The sequence below is a fragment of the Leucobacter fengyongliangi genome, assembly GCF_052386045.1.
In genome coordinates this window covers 1,874,483-1,893,299 of sequence record NZ_CM126356.1, presented here as the reverse complement: position 1 = coordinate 1,893,299, position 18,817 = coordinate 1,874,483, and the positions used below count along the sequence as shown (strand labels likewise).

At 68.7% G+C, this 18,817-nt stretch carries 13 protein-coding genes; 5 read left to right on the top strand and 8 right to left on the bottom strand.

Annotated features, from left to right (window positions below; all coding sequences use genetic code 11):
- Positions 1-36: 36 nt before the first annotated feature.
- Positions 37-1,707, top strand: a complete 1,671-nt coding sequence (locus ACTNFK_RS09020) for an aminotransferase class I/II-fold pyridoxal phosphate-dependent enzyme (RefSeq protein ID WP_435936918.1) — start codon at positions 37-39, stop codon at positions 1,705-1,707.
- Positions 1,708-1,713: 6 nt separating this feature from the next.
- Here the strand turns inward: ACTNFK_RS09020 and ACTNFK_RS09015 are convergent, their stop codons facing one another.
- Positions 1,714-2,589: an enoyl-CoA hydratase/isomerase family protein gene (locus ACTNFK_RS09015; RefSeq protein WP_435936919.1), complete on the bottom strand. Its 876-nt coding sequence runs from the start codon at positions 2,587-2,589 to the stop codon at positions 1,714-1,716.
- Between the two features lie 2 nt (positions 2,590-2,591).
- A complete protein-coding gene (locus ACTNFK_RS09010) occupies positions 2,592-2,831 on the bottom strand; it encodes a hypothetical protein (RefSeq protein ID WP_435936920.1) in 240 nt (79 codons plus the stop codon).
- 122 nt (positions 2,832-2,953) lie between these two features.
- Between ACTNFK_RS09010 and ACTNFK_RS09005 the strand changes: the two genes are divergently transcribed.
- Positions 2,954-3,439: a YchJ family protein gene (locus tag ACTNFK_RS09005; RefSeq protein ID WP_435936921.1), complete on the top strand. Its 486-nt coding sequence runs from the start codon at positions 2,954-2,956 to the stop codon at positions 3,437-3,439.
- A gap of 122 nt (positions 3,440-3,561) precedes the next feature.
- On the opposite strand, the gene ACTNFK_RS09000 is transcribed toward ACTNFK_RS09005, so the two are convergent.
- Positions 3,562-5,103, bottom strand: coding sequence for a DEAD/DEAH box helicase (locus ACTNFK_RS09000; protein WP_435936922.1), 1,542 nt, complete (start codon positions 5,101-5,103; stop codon positions 3,562-3,564).
- Positions 5,104-5,398: 295 nt separating this feature from the next.
- Here ACTNFK_RS09000 and ACTNFK_RS08995 point away from each other — a divergent pair, with 295 nt between their 5' ends.
- Positions 5,399-9,043 carry a TM0106 family RecB-like putative nuclease gene (locus ACTNFK_RS08995; RefSeq protein WP_435936923.1) on the top strand — a complete coding sequence of 1,215 codons (3,645 nt, stop codon included), beginning with the start codon at positions 5,399-5,401 and terminating at the stop codon, positions 9,041-9,043.
- A gap of 185 nt (positions 9,044-9,228) precedes the next feature.
- Here ACTNFK_RS08995 and ACTNFK_RS08990 read toward each other — a convergent pair whose 3' ends face one another.
- From ACTNFK_RS08990 to ald, 3 genes are read right to left on the bottom strand one after another with little or no spacing between them, the layout of a single operon-like run.
- Entirely contained in the window at positions 9,229-10,416 is a 1,188-nt protein-coding gene (locus ACTNFK_RS08990; RefSeq protein WP_435936924.1) for a pyridoxal phosphate-dependent aminotransferase, read from the bottom strand.
- Between the two features lie 59 nt (positions 10,417-10,475).
- Positions 10,476-10,937, bottom strand: coding sequence for a hypothetical protein (locus ACTNFK_RS08985; protein WP_433646935.1), 462 nt, complete (start codon positions 10,935-10,937; stop codon positions 10,476-10,478).
- Between the two features lie 43 nt (positions 10,938-10,980).
- Positions 10,981-12,105 (bottom strand): alanine dehydrogenase, encoded by a 1,125-nt coding sequence (gene ald / locus ACTNFK_RS08980; protein ID WP_433646936.1) that lies wholly within the window; start codon positions 12,103-12,105, stop codon positions 10,981-10,983.
- A 225-nt stretch (positions 12,106-12,330) separates the two neighbouring features.
- Between ald and ACTNFK_RS08975 the strand changes: the two genes are divergently transcribed.
- Positions 12,331-12,822 (top strand): Lrp/AsnC family transcriptional regulator, encoded by a 492-nt coding sequence (locus ACTNFK_RS08975; protein ID WP_435936925.1) that lies wholly within the window; start codon positions 12,331-12,333, stop codon positions 12,820-12,822.
- Positions 12,823-12,867: 45 nt separating this feature from the next.
- Here the strand turns inward: ACTNFK_RS08975 and ACTNFK_RS08970 are convergent, their stop codons facing one another.
- Both ACTNFK_RS08970 and ACTNFK_RS08965 read right to left on the bottom strand, forming a co-directional pair.
- The gene (locus ACTNFK_RS08970; RefSeq protein WP_435936926.1) at positions 12,868-14,643 is read right to left on the bottom strand and encodes a cation:proton antiporter; all 1,776 of its coding nucleotides are present in this window, start codon (positions 14,641-14,643) and stop codon (positions 12,868-12,870) included.
- Between the two features lie 21 nt (positions 14,644-14,664).
- Positions 14,665-15,756: an oxidoreductase gene (locus ACTNFK_RS08965; protein WP_435936927.1), complete on the bottom strand. Its 1,092-nt coding sequence runs from the start codon at positions 15,754-15,756 to the stop codon at positions 14,665-14,667.
- A gap of 308 nt (positions 15,757-16,064) precedes the next feature.
- Between ACTNFK_RS08965 and ACTNFK_RS08960 the strand changes: the two genes are divergently transcribed.
- On the top strand, positions 16,065-18,767 hold the full coding sequence (locus ACTNFK_RS08960; protein ID WP_435936928.1) for a DEAD/DEAH box helicase: 2,703 nt from the start codon (positions 16,065-16,067) through the stop codon (positions 18,765-18,767).
- The last annotated feature ends 50 nt before the right edge of the window (positions 18,768-18,817 follow it).

Genomic DNA, 18,817 nt, shown 5'->3' with positions numbered 1-18,817 from the left:
GTACCGAATACGGCTCACGACGGACACTATGGAAGCATGCTGCAGCAACTGAGCGACTCGATGGTGCCCGGAGAAGAAACAGGCGCGCGGGCCCAGGCCTACGCGCATGCCGAATTCGGGGCGACCCCACAGGCGCACGCCGAGGCCCAGTCGCGCGCGCCCTATATCGAGGCGCTGCAGCGACACGCTGACTCGCACCCGATGCACGTGATGGTGCCGGGGCATGGAAGTGATGCCGGCGGCGGCGCGGCGCACCTCGCGGCGGTGTTTGGTCCCCGCGTCACCGAGCTTGACGTGCCGCTGATGCTTGACGGGATCGACCTGGGCGAGGGTTCACCCCTAGCCGAAGCGTTGCAGCTGGCGGCGGATGCCTGGGGTGCCTATCGCGCGTGGTATCTCACGAACGGCGCGTCGCAGGGCAACCGCACCGCGGCGCTCGCGGTGCGGGGGCTCGGCGAGCGCGTGCTTATGCAGCGCAGTTCGCACTCGAGTTTCACCGACGGGGTGCTGCTGGCCGGCCTGATTCCGGCCTTCGTGGCCCCGAGCATCGACGCACGCAACGGGATCGCCCACGGTCTCACCCCCGCACAGCTTGAGGCCGCGCTGGCACACGAGGTCGAGGCGGGGCGCGCCGTGTCGAGCGTGTATGTGGTGTCGCCGAGCTACTTCGGGTCGACCGCCGATGTCGCCGGCCTCGCGGAGGTGGCGCATCGCTACGATGCCGCACTCATCGTTGATGGGGCGTGGGGAGCGCACTTCGGGTTTCATCCCGAGCTGCCCGAATCACCGGCGAGAGTGGGTGCGGATCTCGTGATCTCCAGCACCCACAAACTGGCCGGGTCGCTCACCCAGTCAGCGATGCTGCTCCTGGGCGATTCACCGATTTCCGAGCGACTCGAGCCGCTCGTCGCACGCGCCTTCACCATGACCTCCTCGACCTCCGCCAGTGCGATCCTGATGGGATCGCTCGACGCGGCCCGGCACGCGCTCGTGCAGGGCACGGAGGCAATTGGCCGCGCGATCCACCAATCGAATCTGTTGCGACAGTTCTTGCGTGCCGACCCGAGGTTCAGCGTGCTCTCGGATGATTTCGGGCAGTATGCCGACATCGTGGCGATCGACCCGCTGCGGGTGCCGATCGATGTCTCGCGGCTCGGGCAGAGCGGGCATTGGGTGCGCGAGCGATTGATCACGGCGCACGGGGTGTACCTCGAGATGTCGACCGCGACGAGTGTGGTGGCCGTGATTGGGGCGCTCTCGACGCTCGATCTTGAGCGGCTGCAGGCGGCGCTCGTGTCGGTCGCCGACGAGGCCGAGGCGTTGCGTGTGGCGGAGGCTTCTGGCGCTGCCTGGGCTGGAGGTGCTCTCGGCGCTGACACTGTGGCACCTTCTGCGTCTGAGCAGCCTTCTTTCCCGCCGCTTCCCGCGGCCGGAACCCTGCGCATGTTGCCACGTGCGGCCTACTTCGCCGAGAGCGTGGTGATGCCTGCCGAGCGTGCGATCGGTCGCGTGTCCGCGGATACCCTCGCGGCGTACCCCCCGGGAATTCCGAACCTCGTGCCCGGCGAGGAGATCACCGAGGAGACGGTCGCGTTCTTGCAGGCGGTCGCAGCATCGCCGACCGGGTTTGTGCGGGGTGCGGCGGATCCGCGAGTCGCCACACTTCGCGTCGTGCGAGACCCGGTGAGCGCCAGCCTGCAGGCGTAGACCGAACTAGTTGCCGGGGAAGTTTGGCTTGCGCTTCTCCACAAAGGCGGTCGTGCCCTCAATCATGTCGCCCGTGCCGAAGCAGGCGGCGAACGCTTCACGTTCGATTACGAGCCCCTGGTCGGTGGGCAACGACTGGGTGGCGCGCACGGCCCGCTTGGCCATCGCCACGGCCACTGGTGACTGCTTCGCGATGAGCCGCATGGCCTCCTCAGCGCCGACGTGAAGCGCCCCGGTATCGGGGAAGACGTGGGCCACGAGGCCGAGTTTCTCGGCCTCGAAGGCATCGATACGGCGGCCGGTGAAGATCAGGTCTCGCGCCGCCGCGATCCCGACGTACTGCTGTAGGCGCACGCAGCCGCCGAACCCGGGGATCAAGCCGAGACCGACCTCTGGCTGTCCGAAGCTTGCATTCTCGCTCGCGTAGATGAAATCGCACGCCATCGCGAGCTCGCAGCCCCCGCCGAGGGCGAATCCGTTCACCGCCGCGATGACGGGCACCGGGAGGGTCTCGATCCAGCTCGTGAGTTCTTGCGCGCCCGCCGCATACTGTGCCGACTGCTCGGGGGTCATGTCGCGCATGACCGAGATATCGGCGCCGGCGACAAATGACCTGCTGCCTTCGCCCGTGAAGATGACACCCCGGATCGACCAGTCGTTTGCGGCTTGCTCGGCTGCCTCTCCGCCGGGCTGGCCGGGCAGAGTCGGCTGGCCGAGCGATTCGCGTAGCTCGCCAAAGACCTGGCGCAACTCGGCGATCACCTGCGGAGAGAGCGCGTTGAGCACCTCCGGGCGATTGATCGTGACCGTGAGGATCGCATCGCGAACCTGCAACTCGATCGTCTCGTAGGTGAGTGCCTCAAGTCGCGCGGCGGTGTTCAAGGTTAGGCGTCTTTCTTCTCGAACAGGTTGCCGACCACCTGGGATGCCCCGAGTATGACGACCAGCAGGATCGCTCCGACGATGAGAATAGCGACCACGTTCACCGGGTCACCGGCCGCGGAGAACTGCTCGCGAGGGTCGAACTTCTCGCCCCCGTCTTCGGAGGCGAACGCTGGAGCCGCCACGAAGAGCGACACGACGACCGCGACGATGGCGGTGGTGATACGGGTGAGAGTCTTCACTTCGGTTCTCCTCGCGGTGATGCGATGTCGGGCGCGGCACGTCGCCGCACGCGTCTGGTGTTGATTCTATTCTGCCGTGCTCGTGCGCTTCGCGCGAACTCCCGCTGCTCTAGGCTCGTGGCATGGCTCTGGCAGACGGTGACACCCCGCTTTTCTCGGTGGATCAACCCTGCCCCTGCGGGCGCGGCGAGGCGTACGGGGCGTGCTGCGGCCCCCTGCATGCCGGCGCGGCCGCACCCACGGCGGAACGCCTGATGCGCTCGCGTTACAGCGCATTCGCCCTGGGGAAGGCCGAGTACCTGTTCGACACCTGGCACTCGTCCACGCGCCCGGATGACCTCGAACTCGACCCGGGCTGGGAGTGGCGACGCCTAGTGATTGAGGCAACCACTGCGGGCGGCCCCTTCGATGACGCGGGTACGGTGACGTTCACGGCGATCGCGCGCACCCCGGAGGGTCGCGTGTCGCAGCGCGAGCGGAGCCGTTTCGTGCGCGAGTCGCGCTCAGGTTGGGGTGCGGCCGCTGGTGCGGGAAGTGCGCGCGTTGGCGGCGCTGCGGGGACTGAGTCCCGCTGGGTCTACCTCGACGGAGACCAGCTCGAGGGCTAACTCGGAACCCCGTGCCCACTTCGCGGGCTCGTGCCACGCGCCCGCGCTCGTGCCCCGCGCCGAGGGGTCGCAAATCCACCGTGTTCCCCCTCGGGGTGGTGGAATTGCGACCTCTCGGTGGATCAGCCCTGCGCGCGGCGCGAGCCCTGGCTGCGCGGTGCGGAGGCCTGGGAACTGGTCGAGTACATCGCCCCGCCGGTGCTGCCCGCGCGGCGCGGCGCGGATCCACTGGTTGCACCGCGACGCTGGCCGCCCTGCGGCTGACCCTGCGCACGCGACTGACCCGACTGACCGGACGCAGCCGAACGGCCAGCTGCTGCACCCTGGCCGCCGCCCTGGCCACCCTGGCCGCCTCGACCGCCGCGCGAGCGCTTCCGCTTCGCGTTGGCGCCCTGCGACTGGCCCCCGCCTGACGGGTTGTGACCAGCGGCACGCTGCTGCGCGACGTGAGCCTCATTGCGCTTGCGCTCGATCTCGCGCGGATCCATCCGCGGAGCGACCTCGCCGATCAACGACACCACCTCGGCATCGGCGGCCGTGACGGGGCGCGGGGTGACCTGAATCTTCGCGGCCTTCAGCAGCTGACGCATCTCGGAGCGCTGCTCGGGCAGCACCACGGTCACGACATCGCCCTCGTTGCCCGCACGCGCGGTGCGGCCCGAGCGGTGCAGGTACGCCTTGTGCTCAACGGGCGGATCGATGTGCACGACCAGCTCGACCCCGTCGACGTGCACGCCGCGGGCGGCGACGTCGGTCGCGACGAGCACGCGTGATTCGCCGCTCACAAACTCGGCGAGGTTGCGATCGCGCGCATTCTGCGAGAGATTACCCTGCAGCTCGACCGCGGGAATCCCGGCGGTGGTGAGCTGCTTCGCGAGTTTCTTCGCCTGGTGCTTCATGCGGGTGAAGAAGATGCGGCGGCCGGTGCCCGAGGCGAGTGCCTCGATGAGGGCTTCCTTGCCGGCCTTGCTCTGCACCTCGAACACGTGGTGGGTGAGCTGGGGCACGGGCGATTCGGCACTGTCGACCGAGTGCATGATCGGATCGTGCAGGTACTTTTTCACGATGTTGTCGACCCCGTTGTCGAGGGTCGCGCTGAACAGCAAACGCTGCCCCTGCTGGGGGGTCTTGTTCATGATGCGGGTGACGACGGGCAGGAAGCCCATGTCGGCCATGTGATCCGCCTCGTCGAGCACCGTGATCTCGACCCTGTCGAGGTTGACCAGGCCCTGCTTCATCAGGTCATCGAGACGGCCGGGGGCTGCGACGATAATGTCGACTCCGCGCTCGAGTACGATTTCCTGACGACGCTGCGGCACGCCGCCGAAGATGGTGGTGACGCGCACGCCCACCGGGTCGGCGAGCATCTTCACGGTCTCGGCGATCTGCGTGACGAGCTCGCGGGTCGGGGCGAGCACGATGCCGCGGGGGCGGTTCGGCTGACGCTTCTTGTCGACATCCTGTGCGATGTTCGCAACGAGCGGGATCGCAAACGCGATGGTCTTGCCCGAGCCGGTGCGGCCGCGGCCGAGCACGTCGCGGCCCTTGAGCGTGTCGGGCAGGGTGTCGCGCTGAATCGGGAAGGCCTCGGTCTTGCCGGTCTTTTCGAGTGCGTGAACGAGGGCGGTGGGCACGCCGAGATCGGCGAAGGTAGGAGTGGTCACTGGGACCTTTCATGCTGGTGGCATGCCGTGCGCAGCTCAATTCGATCGTGTGATCGTGAGTGTCTGCGCGTCGCTGCCGATATTTCGAAGGCGCGGGATCGCGCTTCCGTTCGCCGCAGATCCGGCCGAACGGCGCCCAGGCTCGTAGAGCGGGCGGTACGGTGAAAGCGACGCGTGACGCCAAGAAAGGCATCACTGGTTTCCAGCATAGCCTATGCAACATGTCGGAGGCCTGAGGTAGCTTCGAAATGACCCCCGGCGGCGACAGCAGCTCGGGCCAGCGAAGGGAATCCGCATGTTTGTGCAGCACCTCACGGGCGATGACATTCGGCTGGTCACAAGCGCGAGCGACCTGACCGCGGCGAGCACCTGCGAGTTCGCATTTCTGCGCCGCGTTGACCGCAGGCTCGGCCGCGACATCGAGGTGCCCGACAACGACGACGCGATGCTCGCTCGGGCGGCCAAGCTTGGCGAGGCTCACGAGGCTCGGGTGCTCGCGAGCTATGTCGCAGAGTTCGGCAGCGGATCGGCGGGCGAGCCCGGCGGGGTCGTCGAGCTCCCGCCTCGCGGCGCCATGACCCCGGAGGCGCTGACCGCGCTCGCCGAGCTGAGTCGGCGCGCACTGCTGGGCGATGCCGACATTGTGTTTCAGGCCACGTTCTTCGACCCCGAGGTGCGCCCGGCCGATCCACGCATCGGCGACCCGGCCATCGGGTTCGTGGGCTTCGCCGATTTTCTAGCGCGCACCCCGGACGGCGCATACGAGGTGCAAGATTCGAAACTCGCACGCCGGGCCAAGGTGACAGCGCTCTTGCAGCTCGCGGCCTATGCCGAGCAGCTCGAGCGCATCGGCGTGCCGGTCGCACCCTGGGCGGTGCTCGTGCTGGGCGACGGGGCGCGCAGCGAGCACAAGCTCGCCGACATCGCCCCCGTGTTTCGCTCCCGCCGCGACCGGCTGCATCAAATCCTGCTCGAGCGGGCGTCGGCGGTCGGAGCGGACGGCCGACGCGAGAGCGCCGAGCCGCTCGCCTGGGGTGCCGCAGGCGTGATGGCGTGTGGCCGCTGCGAGGTGTGCGTGCCCGAGGTGGAACGGGTGCGTGATCCACTGTTGATTGCGGGGCTGCGCAACGCGCAACGCGACCGCCTGTTCGCTGCCGGGCTCACCACCATCGATGAGGTCGCCGCAGCGCTCCCCGAGATTGCCTCGGGTGCGCTCGCCGTCTCTGGCATCGGCCAGGCCGCGCTTGCGCGCATCGCCGCGCAGGCCGCGGTGCAGATGGCGGCGGTGGCGGGGGAGGCGCCCCCGGTACGGGTGATCGACCCGGCGGCGCTTGCCGCAATCCCGGCACCGAATCCGGGCGACCTATTCTTCGATTTTGAAGGCGACCCGATGTACCGCGAACCCGGGGCGGAAGGCACCGCGCGCTGGGGCATCGACTATCTGTTTGGCATGGTGGATGTGCACGAGCAGTTCTTCACGATCTGGGCGCACAATCTCGATGCCGAGCGGCGCGCGCTAGAAGACTTTCTCAGCTTCGTCGCCGAGCGGCGCGCGCGGTTTCCCGAGCTGAAGATCTATCACTACGCGTCGTACGAGCGCACCCACCTGTCGAGCATCGCCGCCCGGCACGGCGTGGGCGAGCAGGAGGTCGACCAGCTGCTGCGCGAGCACGTGCTCGTTGACCTGTACCCGATCGTGCGCCAGGCGCTGCGCGTCGGCTCCCGCTCGTATTCCATCAAGAAGCTCGAGCCGCTGTACATGGGCGACGAGTTGCGAGACGAGTCCGGAGTGACGAACGCAGGCGACTCGGTGGTTGAGTACGCGGAGGCAAGCGCGCTGCGCGTCTCTCTGTCGGCGGTGGATCAGGCGGAGGGTGAGCGGCGCCTCGCCGACATCGCCGCATACAACCGCTACGACTGCGTCTCCACACTCCGCCTGCGCGACTGGCTGCTGCGGCTGGCCCGCGAGCACGGGGTCGTGCCACTCGCCCCCGGAGAGGCGAATGAGGAGGGTCGCGAGCCGAAGCTGCAGAGTTCGACCGCGCTGGCTCTGGCAATGCACGCGAGCGTGGCCGACGACGCGCGTGATCGCAAGGCCGCGGCCCTCGCGGCGAGCGCGATCGACTACCACGCCCGCGAGAACAAGGCGTTCTGGTGGGCGCACTTTGCGCGCCTCGTCGACCCCATCGAGGATTGGGCCGACACACGCGATGTGCTCGTGGTCGATGCGACTCGGAGCGAGGTCATCGATGACTGGCACGTGCCGCCCCGAGGCCGCGCGCAGCGGCGCAACCTGCGGCTGCGCGGCGAACTGGCACCGGGCAGCACGCTCAAGGGCGGTACCAACGTGTACGCGCTCTACGAGTACCCGCCGCCGTTCGCCGAGCACGGGGCGGCCCCCGGGGCCCGGGGCGCGCGGAGGGTCGAGATCCTCGATGTCGACGATGACGGGGTGACCGTTACCGAGACGTTCCCGCTCGGCGACACGTCATTCAGCGCCCTCCCCTCCGCGCTCGCCCCTGGGTCGCCCCCGCCAGGGCTGACTCAGCCCGGCGCGATCGAGGAGTGGGGGGCGAGCCTCGCGAAGTCGCTCGACGAGGGCTACTTCCTCGCCGACCCAGTGGTCGACATCATCAGGCGGGTGCCGCCGCGGCTCGTGGGCGGGCGGCCGCTGGTGGATCCAGGCTCCGCCGAGGCGCTCGCCGCAGCCGGCGGGTTCGACGAGGCCCGCACCATTGGCGCGGTGGTCGCTACCCTGCGGCAGCTCGACCGCTCGGCGCTCGCGGTGCAGGGCCCGCCGGGCACCGGCAAGACATACCTGGCCGCGCGCGTGATCCGCACCCTGGTTGAACAGAACGGGTGGCGGATCGGGGTTGTCGGGCAGTCGCACAAGGTCGTCGAAAACGTACTCGCGGGGGTGGTCGCGGCGGGGCTCGACCCGACTCTCGTCGGGAAATCGCTGCAGCGTGGCGCGTCGAAGAGCGAGCCGAGGCCCTTCACCGTGCTGCCCGATACCGGGCACCTGAACTTCGTGGGGCGCCACCGGGATGCCGGGCGCGGGTGCGTCATCGGCGGGACGGCCTGGACGTTCAGCAACGCGGCCCGGGTCGAACGGGGCAGCCTTGACCTGCTGGTGATCGACGAGGCCGGGCAGTTCTCGCTCGCGCCCACGATCGCCGCATCGGTCTCGGCCGAGCGGCTGCTGCTGCTCGGAGACCCGCAGCAGCTGCCGCAGGTGTCGCAGGGGTCACACCCCGAACCTGTGGACACCTCGGCGCTGGGCTGGCTGCTGGGCGCGCACGAGACGATCCCCGACGGTCACGGCTACTTTCTCGCCGAGACGCGGCGCATGCGCCCCGAACTCACCGAGGTCGTTTCCGAGCTCGCGTACGAGGGGCGGCTGAATGCCCACTCGACGGCCGCGCTGCGCGAGGTACGCGGCGCGGGTTCCGCTGGCCTGCACTGGCACCCCGTGCAGCACGTGGGCAATTCCACCCGTTCGCCGGAGGAAGCGGCCGAGGTGGTGCGCATCGCGACGGCGGCGCTGCGCGGCTCACTCTCCGAGCCCGGCGAACCAGACCGCGAGCTCACCGAGGCAGACATCATCGTGGTCGCCGCCTATAACGCACAGGTCGAGTGCCTCTCGGGCGCGCTCACAGCGGCGGGCCTCGGCGGGATTCGCGTTGGCACGGTTGATAAGTTTCAGGGGCAGGAAGCGGTGATCGCGATCGTCAGCCTGGCTGCCTCCAGCGCGGAGGATGTGCCACGCGGGCTCGAGTTCCTCCTCATGCGCAATCGCCTGAACGTGGCGATCAGCCGAGCCCAGTGGGCCGCGCATCTCGTCTCCTCAGACCGGCTTGGTGCGGGGCTCCCAGCGACCGCGGAGGGTGTCGCCGCGCTCTCGGGGTACCTGCGCCTCACCGAGCGCGGGCGGCGCTGAAGGCGGCGCTGCCTCAGCGGGCCGCATATGGCCCGCAACCTTGCCTGCCAATCTCTTTACCTCACCGAAGGGTCGCAATTCCACCAGAAGATCGCGCGGAGTGGTGGTATTGCGCCTCTTCGGTGGCGGGTGGCGGGTGGCGGGTGGCGGGTGGCGCGTGGCGGGCGGCGCCTCGGCGGGGCGGGCTAGCGGGCCTGGAACGCCAGGATGCGCGCGAGCGCCTCCCGCACGGCGGCCTCGCCAGCCGCGTACGAGATGCGCACGGCGCGGTCGCCCGCGATCGGGTCGAAGTCGACGCCGGGCACCAGCGCTACGTCGGCCTGCTCGAGCAGCGCCTGCGCGTACGCGGTGGCGGTTCCGAAGCGCTCGAGCTGCGGCCCGAGTTCGGAGTAGTAGTAGAACGCACCGTCCGAGGGTGCCGCGACGCCCCAGTCCAGCGCGGGCGCGGCATCGAGGATCAGCTGGCGCGCGCGTGCGAAGCCCTGCACCACGAGGTCACGCTCGGCGTAGGTCTCCGCGGTGAACGCGGTCATCGCGAGCTCCTGTGCCGGGGCGGGCGGTGAGAGGGCGAAGTTTGATGCCAGAGCCTCGAGCGGCCCGACGAGATCTTGCGGCAGCAGGGCCCAGCCGAGGCGCCAGCCCGTCATGCCCCAGTACTTCGAGAACGAGTTGATGACGATCGCGTTCGGGTCGAGCTCCACCGCGGTGACGCCGCGAGGATCGGGGTCAGCGGCCGCGGGGAAGGTGATGCCGTGGTAGATCTCGTCGCTGATGAGGCGTGTGCCGCGTGCGCGGCACCAGTCGACCAGCGCGGTGAGGTCGGCCCGGCTCAGCATCGTTCCCGTCGGGTTCGCGGGGGAGGCGACAACCAATCCCGCGAGGTGGCCGTGCTCGGCTTCGGCCGCGTCGAGCAGCGCCGGAGTGGGCTGGTATCGGGTCTCAATCGTCGTCGGGATCTCGACGACCTGCACGCCCAGCGCCGCCAGAATATTGCGATAGGCGGGGTAGCCAGGGCTCGCGAGCGCCACACGGTCGCCCGGGTCGAACGCGGCGAGGAATACCAGCTGGAACGCCCCCGAGGAGCCGGTCGTCACGGCGACATGGGCGGGATCCACTGCGACGTTGTACCAGTTGCGGTAGTGACCCGCGATGCCCTCACGCAGCGGAGTCGTGCCGAGCGGGCCAGTGTATCCAGCGGGCTTGAGCGTGCCCGGCGTGGGCCGCGCGCTCGGCTCGCCCGCGCACAGCGAGACGACATCGTGCCCCGCGGCCCGGCGCGTCGCGATCTGGTCGGTGATGCGCATCACCTCGAACGCGGGCACCGCCGAACGCTTCGATGCCTGCATGAGCCTGGGCCCGCCATGTATCGTCATGCTCTGCTGCCTCCGCAATTCGTCGTGCTGGGTTGCTGCGTGATCGCCGCCCGGTGCCGCTACGCGCCGACGCGCTCGAGACGAATCGGGGTGCCGGCCGAGATGCCGGTGCGGGCCTGCAGCGACTCGCTGACGGCGGGGTCTGTTGCGTCGAGCTCGAGCTGCTCCAGCACGGCACCAGTCTGCTCGCCAAGCGCGAGCACCACCGCAGACACCGTGCCCACGAGCGGGTCGCCCAGCTCGGCCCCCGCACGCGCGATGGCTGAACGGACGGCGGCGGCGAGGCCGGCGGGGCTCAGATCCACAGTGGATCGCGTGGCCCGCGCATACGACACCCCATTGCCCGACAGCGCCTCGGCGATCACCGCTTCGCCCGCGAGCGTCACGCGTACCTCGAGCACGGTGGAGGCCGGGGTGAGCGACGTGGCCGCCCCGGCGAAGGGCAGCGGAATGCCCGACGGGGCACCACCGTGATCGTGTTGATCGGGTGATGCCCCGCCGAAGGAGAATTTCAGATCCATGGCTGCAAGGCTACGCGAGTTGCCTGGCCCATGCCTGCGCGAACTACGCGTTCGCGACGATCTCGGCGTACGGGGTGTACGCGAGCTCGGGGAACGCCTCGGCGACGCCGGCGTTGGCCAGAATGCCGTCGTGTGCGTTCAGTCCCTTCGCGAGCGCCTCGTCGGCGGAGAGTGCGGCCACCCAGCCCTTGTCGGCGAGTGCGACGACGTAGGGGAGGGTCGCGTTGGTGAGCGCCGCGGTCGAGGTCTCGGGCACCGCGCCCGGCATGTTTGCGACGCAGTAGTAGATCGAGTTGTGCACCGGGAAGGTGGGGTTGTCGTGCGTGGTCGGCACGGAGTTCTCGAAGCAGCCGCCCTGGTCGATGGCGATGTCAACGAGCACCGAGCCGGTCTTCATCTGCGCGACCATCTCGTCGGTGACGAGCTTCGGAGCCTTTTCGCCCGGGATCAGAACGGAGCCGATCACGAGGTCGGCATCCTTCAGTGCCTCGCTGATGTTGTGGGCGTTCGAGGTGCGGGTCTGGATGCGTCCGCCAAATTCGTCCTCCAGCTGCTTCAGTCGGGGGAGGGCGATGTCGATCACGGTGACCTCGGCGCCCATGCCAAACGCGATGCGCGCGGCCTGCTCGCCGGCAGCGCCGCCGCCAATGACGACGACCTTGCCGCGACGGGTTGCGGTGACGCCGCCGAGGAGGATGCCACGGCCACCGTTCGCCTTCATCAGCGAGTAGGCGCCGACCTGCACCGAGAGCCGCCCGGCGACCTCGCTCATGGGGGCGAGCAGCGGGAGGCCGCGGTTCGCGAGCTGCACGGTCTCGTAGGCGATCGCGGTGGTGCCCGAGGCGAGCACCGCGTCGGTGAGCGTGCGATCCGCTGCGAGGTGCAGGTAGGTGAAGAGCACCTGCCCCTTGCGCATCTGGGCGTACTCCGAGGCGATGGGCTCCTTGACCTTCAAGATCATGTCGCTGTCGGCCCACACCGCATCGGCGGTGGCGACGATCTTCGCGCCCGCTGCCTCGTACTCGGCATCGGTGATCGCCGAGCCGAGCCCGGCACCCGCCTGCACGAGCACCTCGTGGCCGCGACGCGCCAGCTCAAACACGCCCGACTGCGTGATGGCGACACGGTTCTCGTTGTTCTTAATCTCGGTAGGAATGCCGACGCGCATGAGCTGCTCCGATGCTTCTGTGTTTGGTGGGTGTTGTTTCGAGGGGGGTGTGTGTGGATCCGCACGGCCCGCGGCACTGCGGTGTCTTGCGGCCTCAACAGGGCGCGCGATCCACTTTCCCAACTGCGATGATTCTGCACTATATTCGTTTCAAGTGGATTACGGGGGAATTCTCTTCGGAAATCGTTGAAAATCAACTTCAAATCATCTGAAACGCGGGGTGCAGTGGTGGAACGATCGAAGAATCTGCGAGTCGAGCCAGCGCTCGACGAGGTGGATCGCCTCATCGTCGAGGAGCTCCAGCTCAACGGGCGCATGACCAACGCCGAGCTCGCCGAGCGCGTCGGCATCGCCGCGTCAACCTGCGTCGCGCGCGTGCGCAGCCTGGTCTCGCGACGCGTGATCACCGGCTTCACCGCGCAGGTCGACCCGGGCGTGATCGGCATGACGCTGCAGGTGCTTGTGAGTGTGTCGATTCGCTCGGGCGCGCGCCAGCGCATTTCGGAGTTCATGGAGGAGATCCGTGGCCTCCCCGAGGTGATGCAGCTGTTCTTCCTCGGCGGTGTCGAGGATTTCATCATTCACCTGGCGGCGCGCGACTCCGATCACGTGCGCGATTTCGTGATGGAGCACCTCTCGGCACACCCGGCGGTGTCGTCGACGCGCACGAGCATCGTGTTCAGTCACCACCAGAATCCGGTGCGCATCGCCGGCTAGTGCTGAGGGCGCGAGCGGGGCTCGGCCGCCGACGCAGGCGGACGGTCAGTGGCCGGCGATTGGCGGAGCAAGCCGCAGTTCGTGCGCGTCGAGCGCCTCCTCGGCGAGGCGCAAGGCCGCGCTGTCGTACTGCCCGATCGCGCGCTCCTCGAGCAACAGGGAACGCTGGGCTTCGAGCGCGGCGCGCGCGAGGCGCAGGTAGGTGAGCGCCTCTTGTTCGCTGGCTGACCGCGCGGTATCCGAGGTGCGGGGGATCGAGTAGCCAAGCGGAGCGACCGCGTCGTGCACGCTCACCTTCGCGCGCTGAATCGTGCGGTCTGACGGCTCGGGGTGCCGTGGGTCTTCGAGCGCGAGGGCACGCTCGTTTTCGAGTGCCGACTCCACAGCTTGGGCACCGGCACGCGTGAGATCCGTGTAGAGACCAACGAGTTCCTCAGCTCGATCACTGTGGGTCGGTCCGCTCGGCCGAAGCCGGCGAACCACCGCGGGCAGCGTCAATCCGTGCAGCAGCAGGGTGACAACCGCGACGATGAACGCGATGAGCACGAGGTGCGAGCGGTAGGGCACCTCGGTGGGGATCGACTGTGCCGCGGCGAGCGTGACGACTCCGCGCATTCCGCTCCAGCCGAGCGTGAATCCGCCGCGCCAGTTCAGCCCTTGACTGCGGGCGTGCTCAAGATCTGCAGCACTGCGCCTCGCACGTCGATCGGCCCGCAGTACCCGGATCTCCTGCGTGTCAGTGATGGCCTCGGCGTCAGCGAGTTCTCGGGCTCGGCTCGCCGCGCGTTTCGTTCCGGCGGCTCGCACACGGTGCTTGTTGAGTGTGCGCTGGAGCGACCAGAGCAGCGGGGCCATGAACGCCATGCGCAGCAGGAGCAGCACCATCACCATGCCGAGCCCGATGAGTCCGGTGTGGGCGAGGGTGAAGCTGCTCGCGCCGACATCGGTGAGGAGCGCCTGCAGCTCGAGCCCCATGAGTAGGAACACGCCGTGCTCGAGCAAAAACTGCACGGTGCGCCAATTCAGACGCTCATTCACCCGGGCCCTCGCGTTGAGCTTCTGTACCGCATGGTGGCCGGAGTAGAGCCCGGCGACCACCACGGCAATCACGCCTGAGCCGCCCGCGGCCTCGGCGGGCACGAACGCAATGAAGGGCACAGTGAACGAGATGACGGTGTCATAGACCGGGTTCACGAGCTTCGAACGCACCCACACCGTGATGAATCCGATGGCCAGGCCGATGAGCGCGGCAACGATGACGGCGTACACGAAGATGCCAAACGCCTCCCAGAAGACGAAGCTCCCGGCGACCGCGGCGATGGCGGTGCGGAGCAGCACGAGCGAGGTCGCGTCGTTGACGAGACTCTCGCCCTCAAGGATCGAGACCAGTCGGGGCGGCATGCCGAGGCGCTTGCCGATCGCGGTGGCCGCCACGGCATCGGTCGGGGCGACGACGGCGCCGAGAGCGATAGCCGCTGCCAGCGGAATCGCGGGCACAATCAAGTGCAGGAGCACTCCCACAGCAAGTGCCGAGATAATGACGAGCGCTACGGACAGGCCCGCGATGGGGCCGAGGTTTCGGCGCAGGTCAAGAACCGGCACGTTGACCGCCGCAGAATAGAGGAGCGGCGGCAGTAAGGCGACGAGAATGATTTCGGGGTCAATCTCGATGAGTGGGATCCCGGGAAGGTATCCGACCCCCATGCCGAGCACCACCAGGAGGAGCGGTGCCGCGATGCCGATGCGACTCGAGAGAAGCGACACGGCCACGACCACGATGAGCACGGCAGCCGCAATAAGCAACCCCTCGGTGAGTTCCATTCTGAGAGCGTACTGGTTCGGCTAGAAGCGCGCGCGCCAGTACTGCGCGGGTACGAGGTCTGCGGCGTGCTCGTCGCGCAGGGTGTGCGCCCACTCGAGCGGCAGCGCGGGGTTCACGAGCGCCGCGCGCCCGATCGAAATCACGTCGGCCTGCCCGCTAGCGAGGATGCCCTCGGCCTGCTCGGCGGTGGTGATGAGGCCGACCGCTCCGACGGGGAGGCCGTTGCCGCGCAGGCGCTGCGCGATCCACACTTGGTATGACGGGCCCACAGGAATGCGCGCGTCGGCCACGTTGCCACCCGAGGAGGCATCGACGAAGTCGGCGCCGTCTGCGGCGATCCACTCGACCACCTGCGCGGCTGCGGCGGTATCGAAGCCGCCCGCCGTCCACTCGTCGCCCGAGACACGCACGAGAATCGGCAGTTCGGGGTGCGCGGCGCGGATGCCACGCACGATCTCGCGCAGTAGCCGGGCACGGTTTTCGGGGGTGCCGCCGAACTCGTCGTCGCGATGGTTCGAGAGCGGCGAGAGAAACTCGTGGATCAGGTACCCGTGCGCGGCGTGCAGCTCGACCGCGTCAAACCCGGCCCGCACCGCGCGGGCGGCGGCCGCTATGAAGGCCGCGATCACGTCGCGCACCTCGTCGGTGCTCAGGGCGCGTGGATCGGCCAGCCCGGTGAACGCCGCAAGCGACGGGGCGACGGTCTGCCAGCCGCCCTCAGCCTCGGGCACCGAGCCGCCCGGGGCGTCGCGCAGCCAGGGGTGCGTGGAGGCCTTGCGCCCCGCGTGACCGAGCTGGATCGCGAACCTCGCGCCGTGCGCCTTCGCGACCGGAAGCATGCGTGCGAAGGCGGCTTCCTGGGTGCCGTTCCAGAGGCCCAGGCAGTTCGGGCTGATCCGCCCCTCGGGCACGACCGCGGTCGCTTCGACGACCACAAGCCCCGCGCCGCCTCGGCCGAGCGCGCCCCAGTGCACGAGGTGCCAGTCGTTGGGCACTCCCTGCTCGGGCCCCTCGGCCACCGCCGAGTACTGGCACATGGGCGGCACCCAGAGTCGGTTGCGCACCTCCATGCCGCGAATTGAGATGGGCTGGAACAGGTGCGGAGTAGCCATACTTCGACTTTACCTGGGCAAACTCCTGTCGCTCCGGTCGCCTCTTCCTCCCCAACCCCCGCCGAGGGGGCCTAATTCCACCACACGTTCGGAGAACATGGTGGACTTGCGACCCCTGGATGACTGGTTGCGGTGGTCGGCGCGGGTTCGCGGGGGTCCGGGGCAAACTCTGGCACGCGGTGTCGGTAGGGTGTGACACGCTTAGTGGGAAGGCGCAGCACGCGCCGCGTGAGGATCGGCCCGGTACCCGAGCCTTGCGCGAGTGGATCAGCCCGGCTCCCGGGCTACAAACGGAAGCGGGACGCTGCATGAGCCTCGGCCGAATACTCGACGAGATGCTCGACGACGCACGCGCGAGCGGAGCGACCCCCGAGGCTGATGAGATCCACGCACTGTTTGAAACCTGGGCCCTCGAGGAGCGCGGGCTCAGTCTCTACCCCGCGCAGGAGGTGGCGTTGCTCGGCCTCGCGCTCGGCTCGAACGTGATCCTGTCGACGCCCACGGGCACCGGCAAGTCGCTCGTGGCGATCGGCGCCCACTTCGTCGCCCTCGCCGAGGGTCGCCGCACCGTCTACACCGCACCGATCAAGGCGCTCGTGAGCGAGAAGTTCTTCGATCTGGTCGAGGTGTTCGGCGCCGAGCGAGTGGGCATGGTGACGGGCGACACGTCGATCAACGGCGATGCCCCGATTCTGTGCTGCACGGCCGAGATTCTCGCGAACCTGGCACTGCGAGACCGCGAGACCGGCGGCATCACTCAGGTCGTGATGGACGAATTTCACTTCTACGCCGAACCCGAGCGCGGCTGGGCGTGGCAGGTGCCGCTGCTGCTCATGGGTAACACGCAGTTCCTGCTGATGTCGGCGACGCTCGGCGACGTGACCGAGTTGGCGGAAGACCTCACTCGCCGCACCGGGCGCGACACCGCGCGGGTCACGGGCGTGGAGCGCCCCGTGCCGCTCCACTTCGCCTACGAGGTGAAGGGCGTGCACGAGGTCATTGAGGAACTGCTCGAGACGCGCCGCACCCCCGCCTATCTCGTGCACTTCAACCAGTCGCACGCGGTCGAACAGGCGCAGGCGGTCGCCAGCATCAAGCTGGTGGATCGCGCCGGGCGAGACGAGATCGCGGCCGCCATCGGCGAGTTCCGGTTCTCCACGGGATTCGGGGTCACCCTGTCACGGCTCGTGCGCTCGGGCGTGGGCGTGCATCACGCGGGCATGCTGCCGCGGTATCGCCGCCTCGTCGAGCAGCTCGCGCAGCGCGGCTTGCTGCGGGTCATCTGCGGCACCGACACGCTCGGCGTGGGCATCAACGTGCCGATCCGCACGGTCGTCATTACCGCACTCGCGAAGTACGACGGCACCCGCATGCGGCGCCTGTCGGCCCGCGAATTTCACCAGATCTCGGGGCGCGCTGGCCGGGCGGGGTATGACACTGAGGGCGATGTGCTCGCGCTGGCGCCCGAGCACGAGGTCGAGAACGCGCGATCCGCTGCCAAAGCCGAGGCGCAGAAGGCTGGCGGCAAGAAGGCCAAGCCTGCGAAGAAGAAGGCCGCACCGCAGGGCTTCGTGGCCTGGAGCGAGCAGACGTTTGAGAAGCTCATCGTGGCGGAGCCCGAGCCGCTGGTCAGTCGCATGCGGGTGACCCACTCGATGCTGCTCGGGGTGATCGCGCGCGGTGAGCAGCGCGAGGGGGAGGCGCTCGATGTGATGCGCACCCTGATTTTCGGCAGCCACGAGCCGCGGGCCGAACAGTTTGCGCACGCCCGCACCGCGCTCGGCATCTTCCGCACGCTGCGGCAGGGCGGCATCGTCGACGTGTACCGCGACGCGCAGGGGCAGCGGCTGCTCAGGCTCACGATCGACCTGCAGGCCAACTTCGCACTGAACCAGCCGCTCTCGCCGTTCGCGCTCGCCGCAATTGAGTTGCTTGATCCCGATTCGCCCGAGTATGCGCTCGACGTGATTTCGATCATCGAGGCGACGCTCGAAGACCCGCGGGCGATCGTGCGGCAGCAGGAGCACCGGGCGCGCGGCGAGGCGGTCGCGGCGATGAAGGCTGAGGGCATCGAGTACGAGGAGCGGATGGAGCTGCTCGAGCAGATCACGCACCCGCAGCCGCTGAAGGAGCTGCTCGGGGAGGCGTTCGAGGCGTACACCCGCGAGGTGCCCTGGGCGCGCGACTATGAGCTGCGCCCGAAATCGGTGGTGCGCGACATGATCGAGCGTGCCTTCAACTTTCGCGACCTGGTGTCGTTCTACCAGCTCGGGCGCTCGGAGGGCACGGTGCTGCGCTACCTCAGCGACGCGTATCGCGCCATCGAGCGCACGGTGCCCGAGCAGTCGAAGAGCGAGGAACTCGCGGCGCTGATCGACTGGCTCGGCGAGCTGGTGCGTCAGGTGGATTCCAGTCTCTTGGACGAATGGCAGGCGCTCGAAGCCGGAAGCATCGCTTTCGGCCGAGCGACTGGTGCCGCCCACGGCGGCAGCCCACGGAGCGAAGCGAGGGGTGAGGAACTCGCACACCCCGACCCCGAGGCGCATCGCGCGGCGATCGCGGCCCGCGCCGAGGTCGATACCGCGCCGCCCGCACGGTCGCTGCTCGCGAACGAACGCGCCTTCCTAGTGATGGTGCGCAACGCCGTGTTCCGGCGGGTGCGCGCGGCCGCCTTCGACCAGCTCGACGAGCTCGTAGCGCTCGACGGGCCGCACGGCTTCGGCGAGCAGGCGTGGGGCGCGGCGCTCGACGCGTACTTCGCCGAGTACGACACGATGGGCACGGGCGCCGAGGCGCGATCCGCTGCATTGCTCTCGATCGACAAGGCTGGCGCGAGCGGGAGCGCGCCGACCGGCGAACCGGGCGAGCGAGTCTGGCGCTTCCGGCAGGTGCTCGACGACCCAGCGGGCGACCACGACTGGGCGATCGAAGGGGTGGTGGATCTCTTCGCTTCCGAGGAAGCGGGCGAACCGGTGATCCGGGTCGAACGGGTGGGGGCATTCGGGGCCTGATCCGAAGCGTTTTTCGCGCCAGAATCATAGGAAACCCGCGTAGTCTGAAC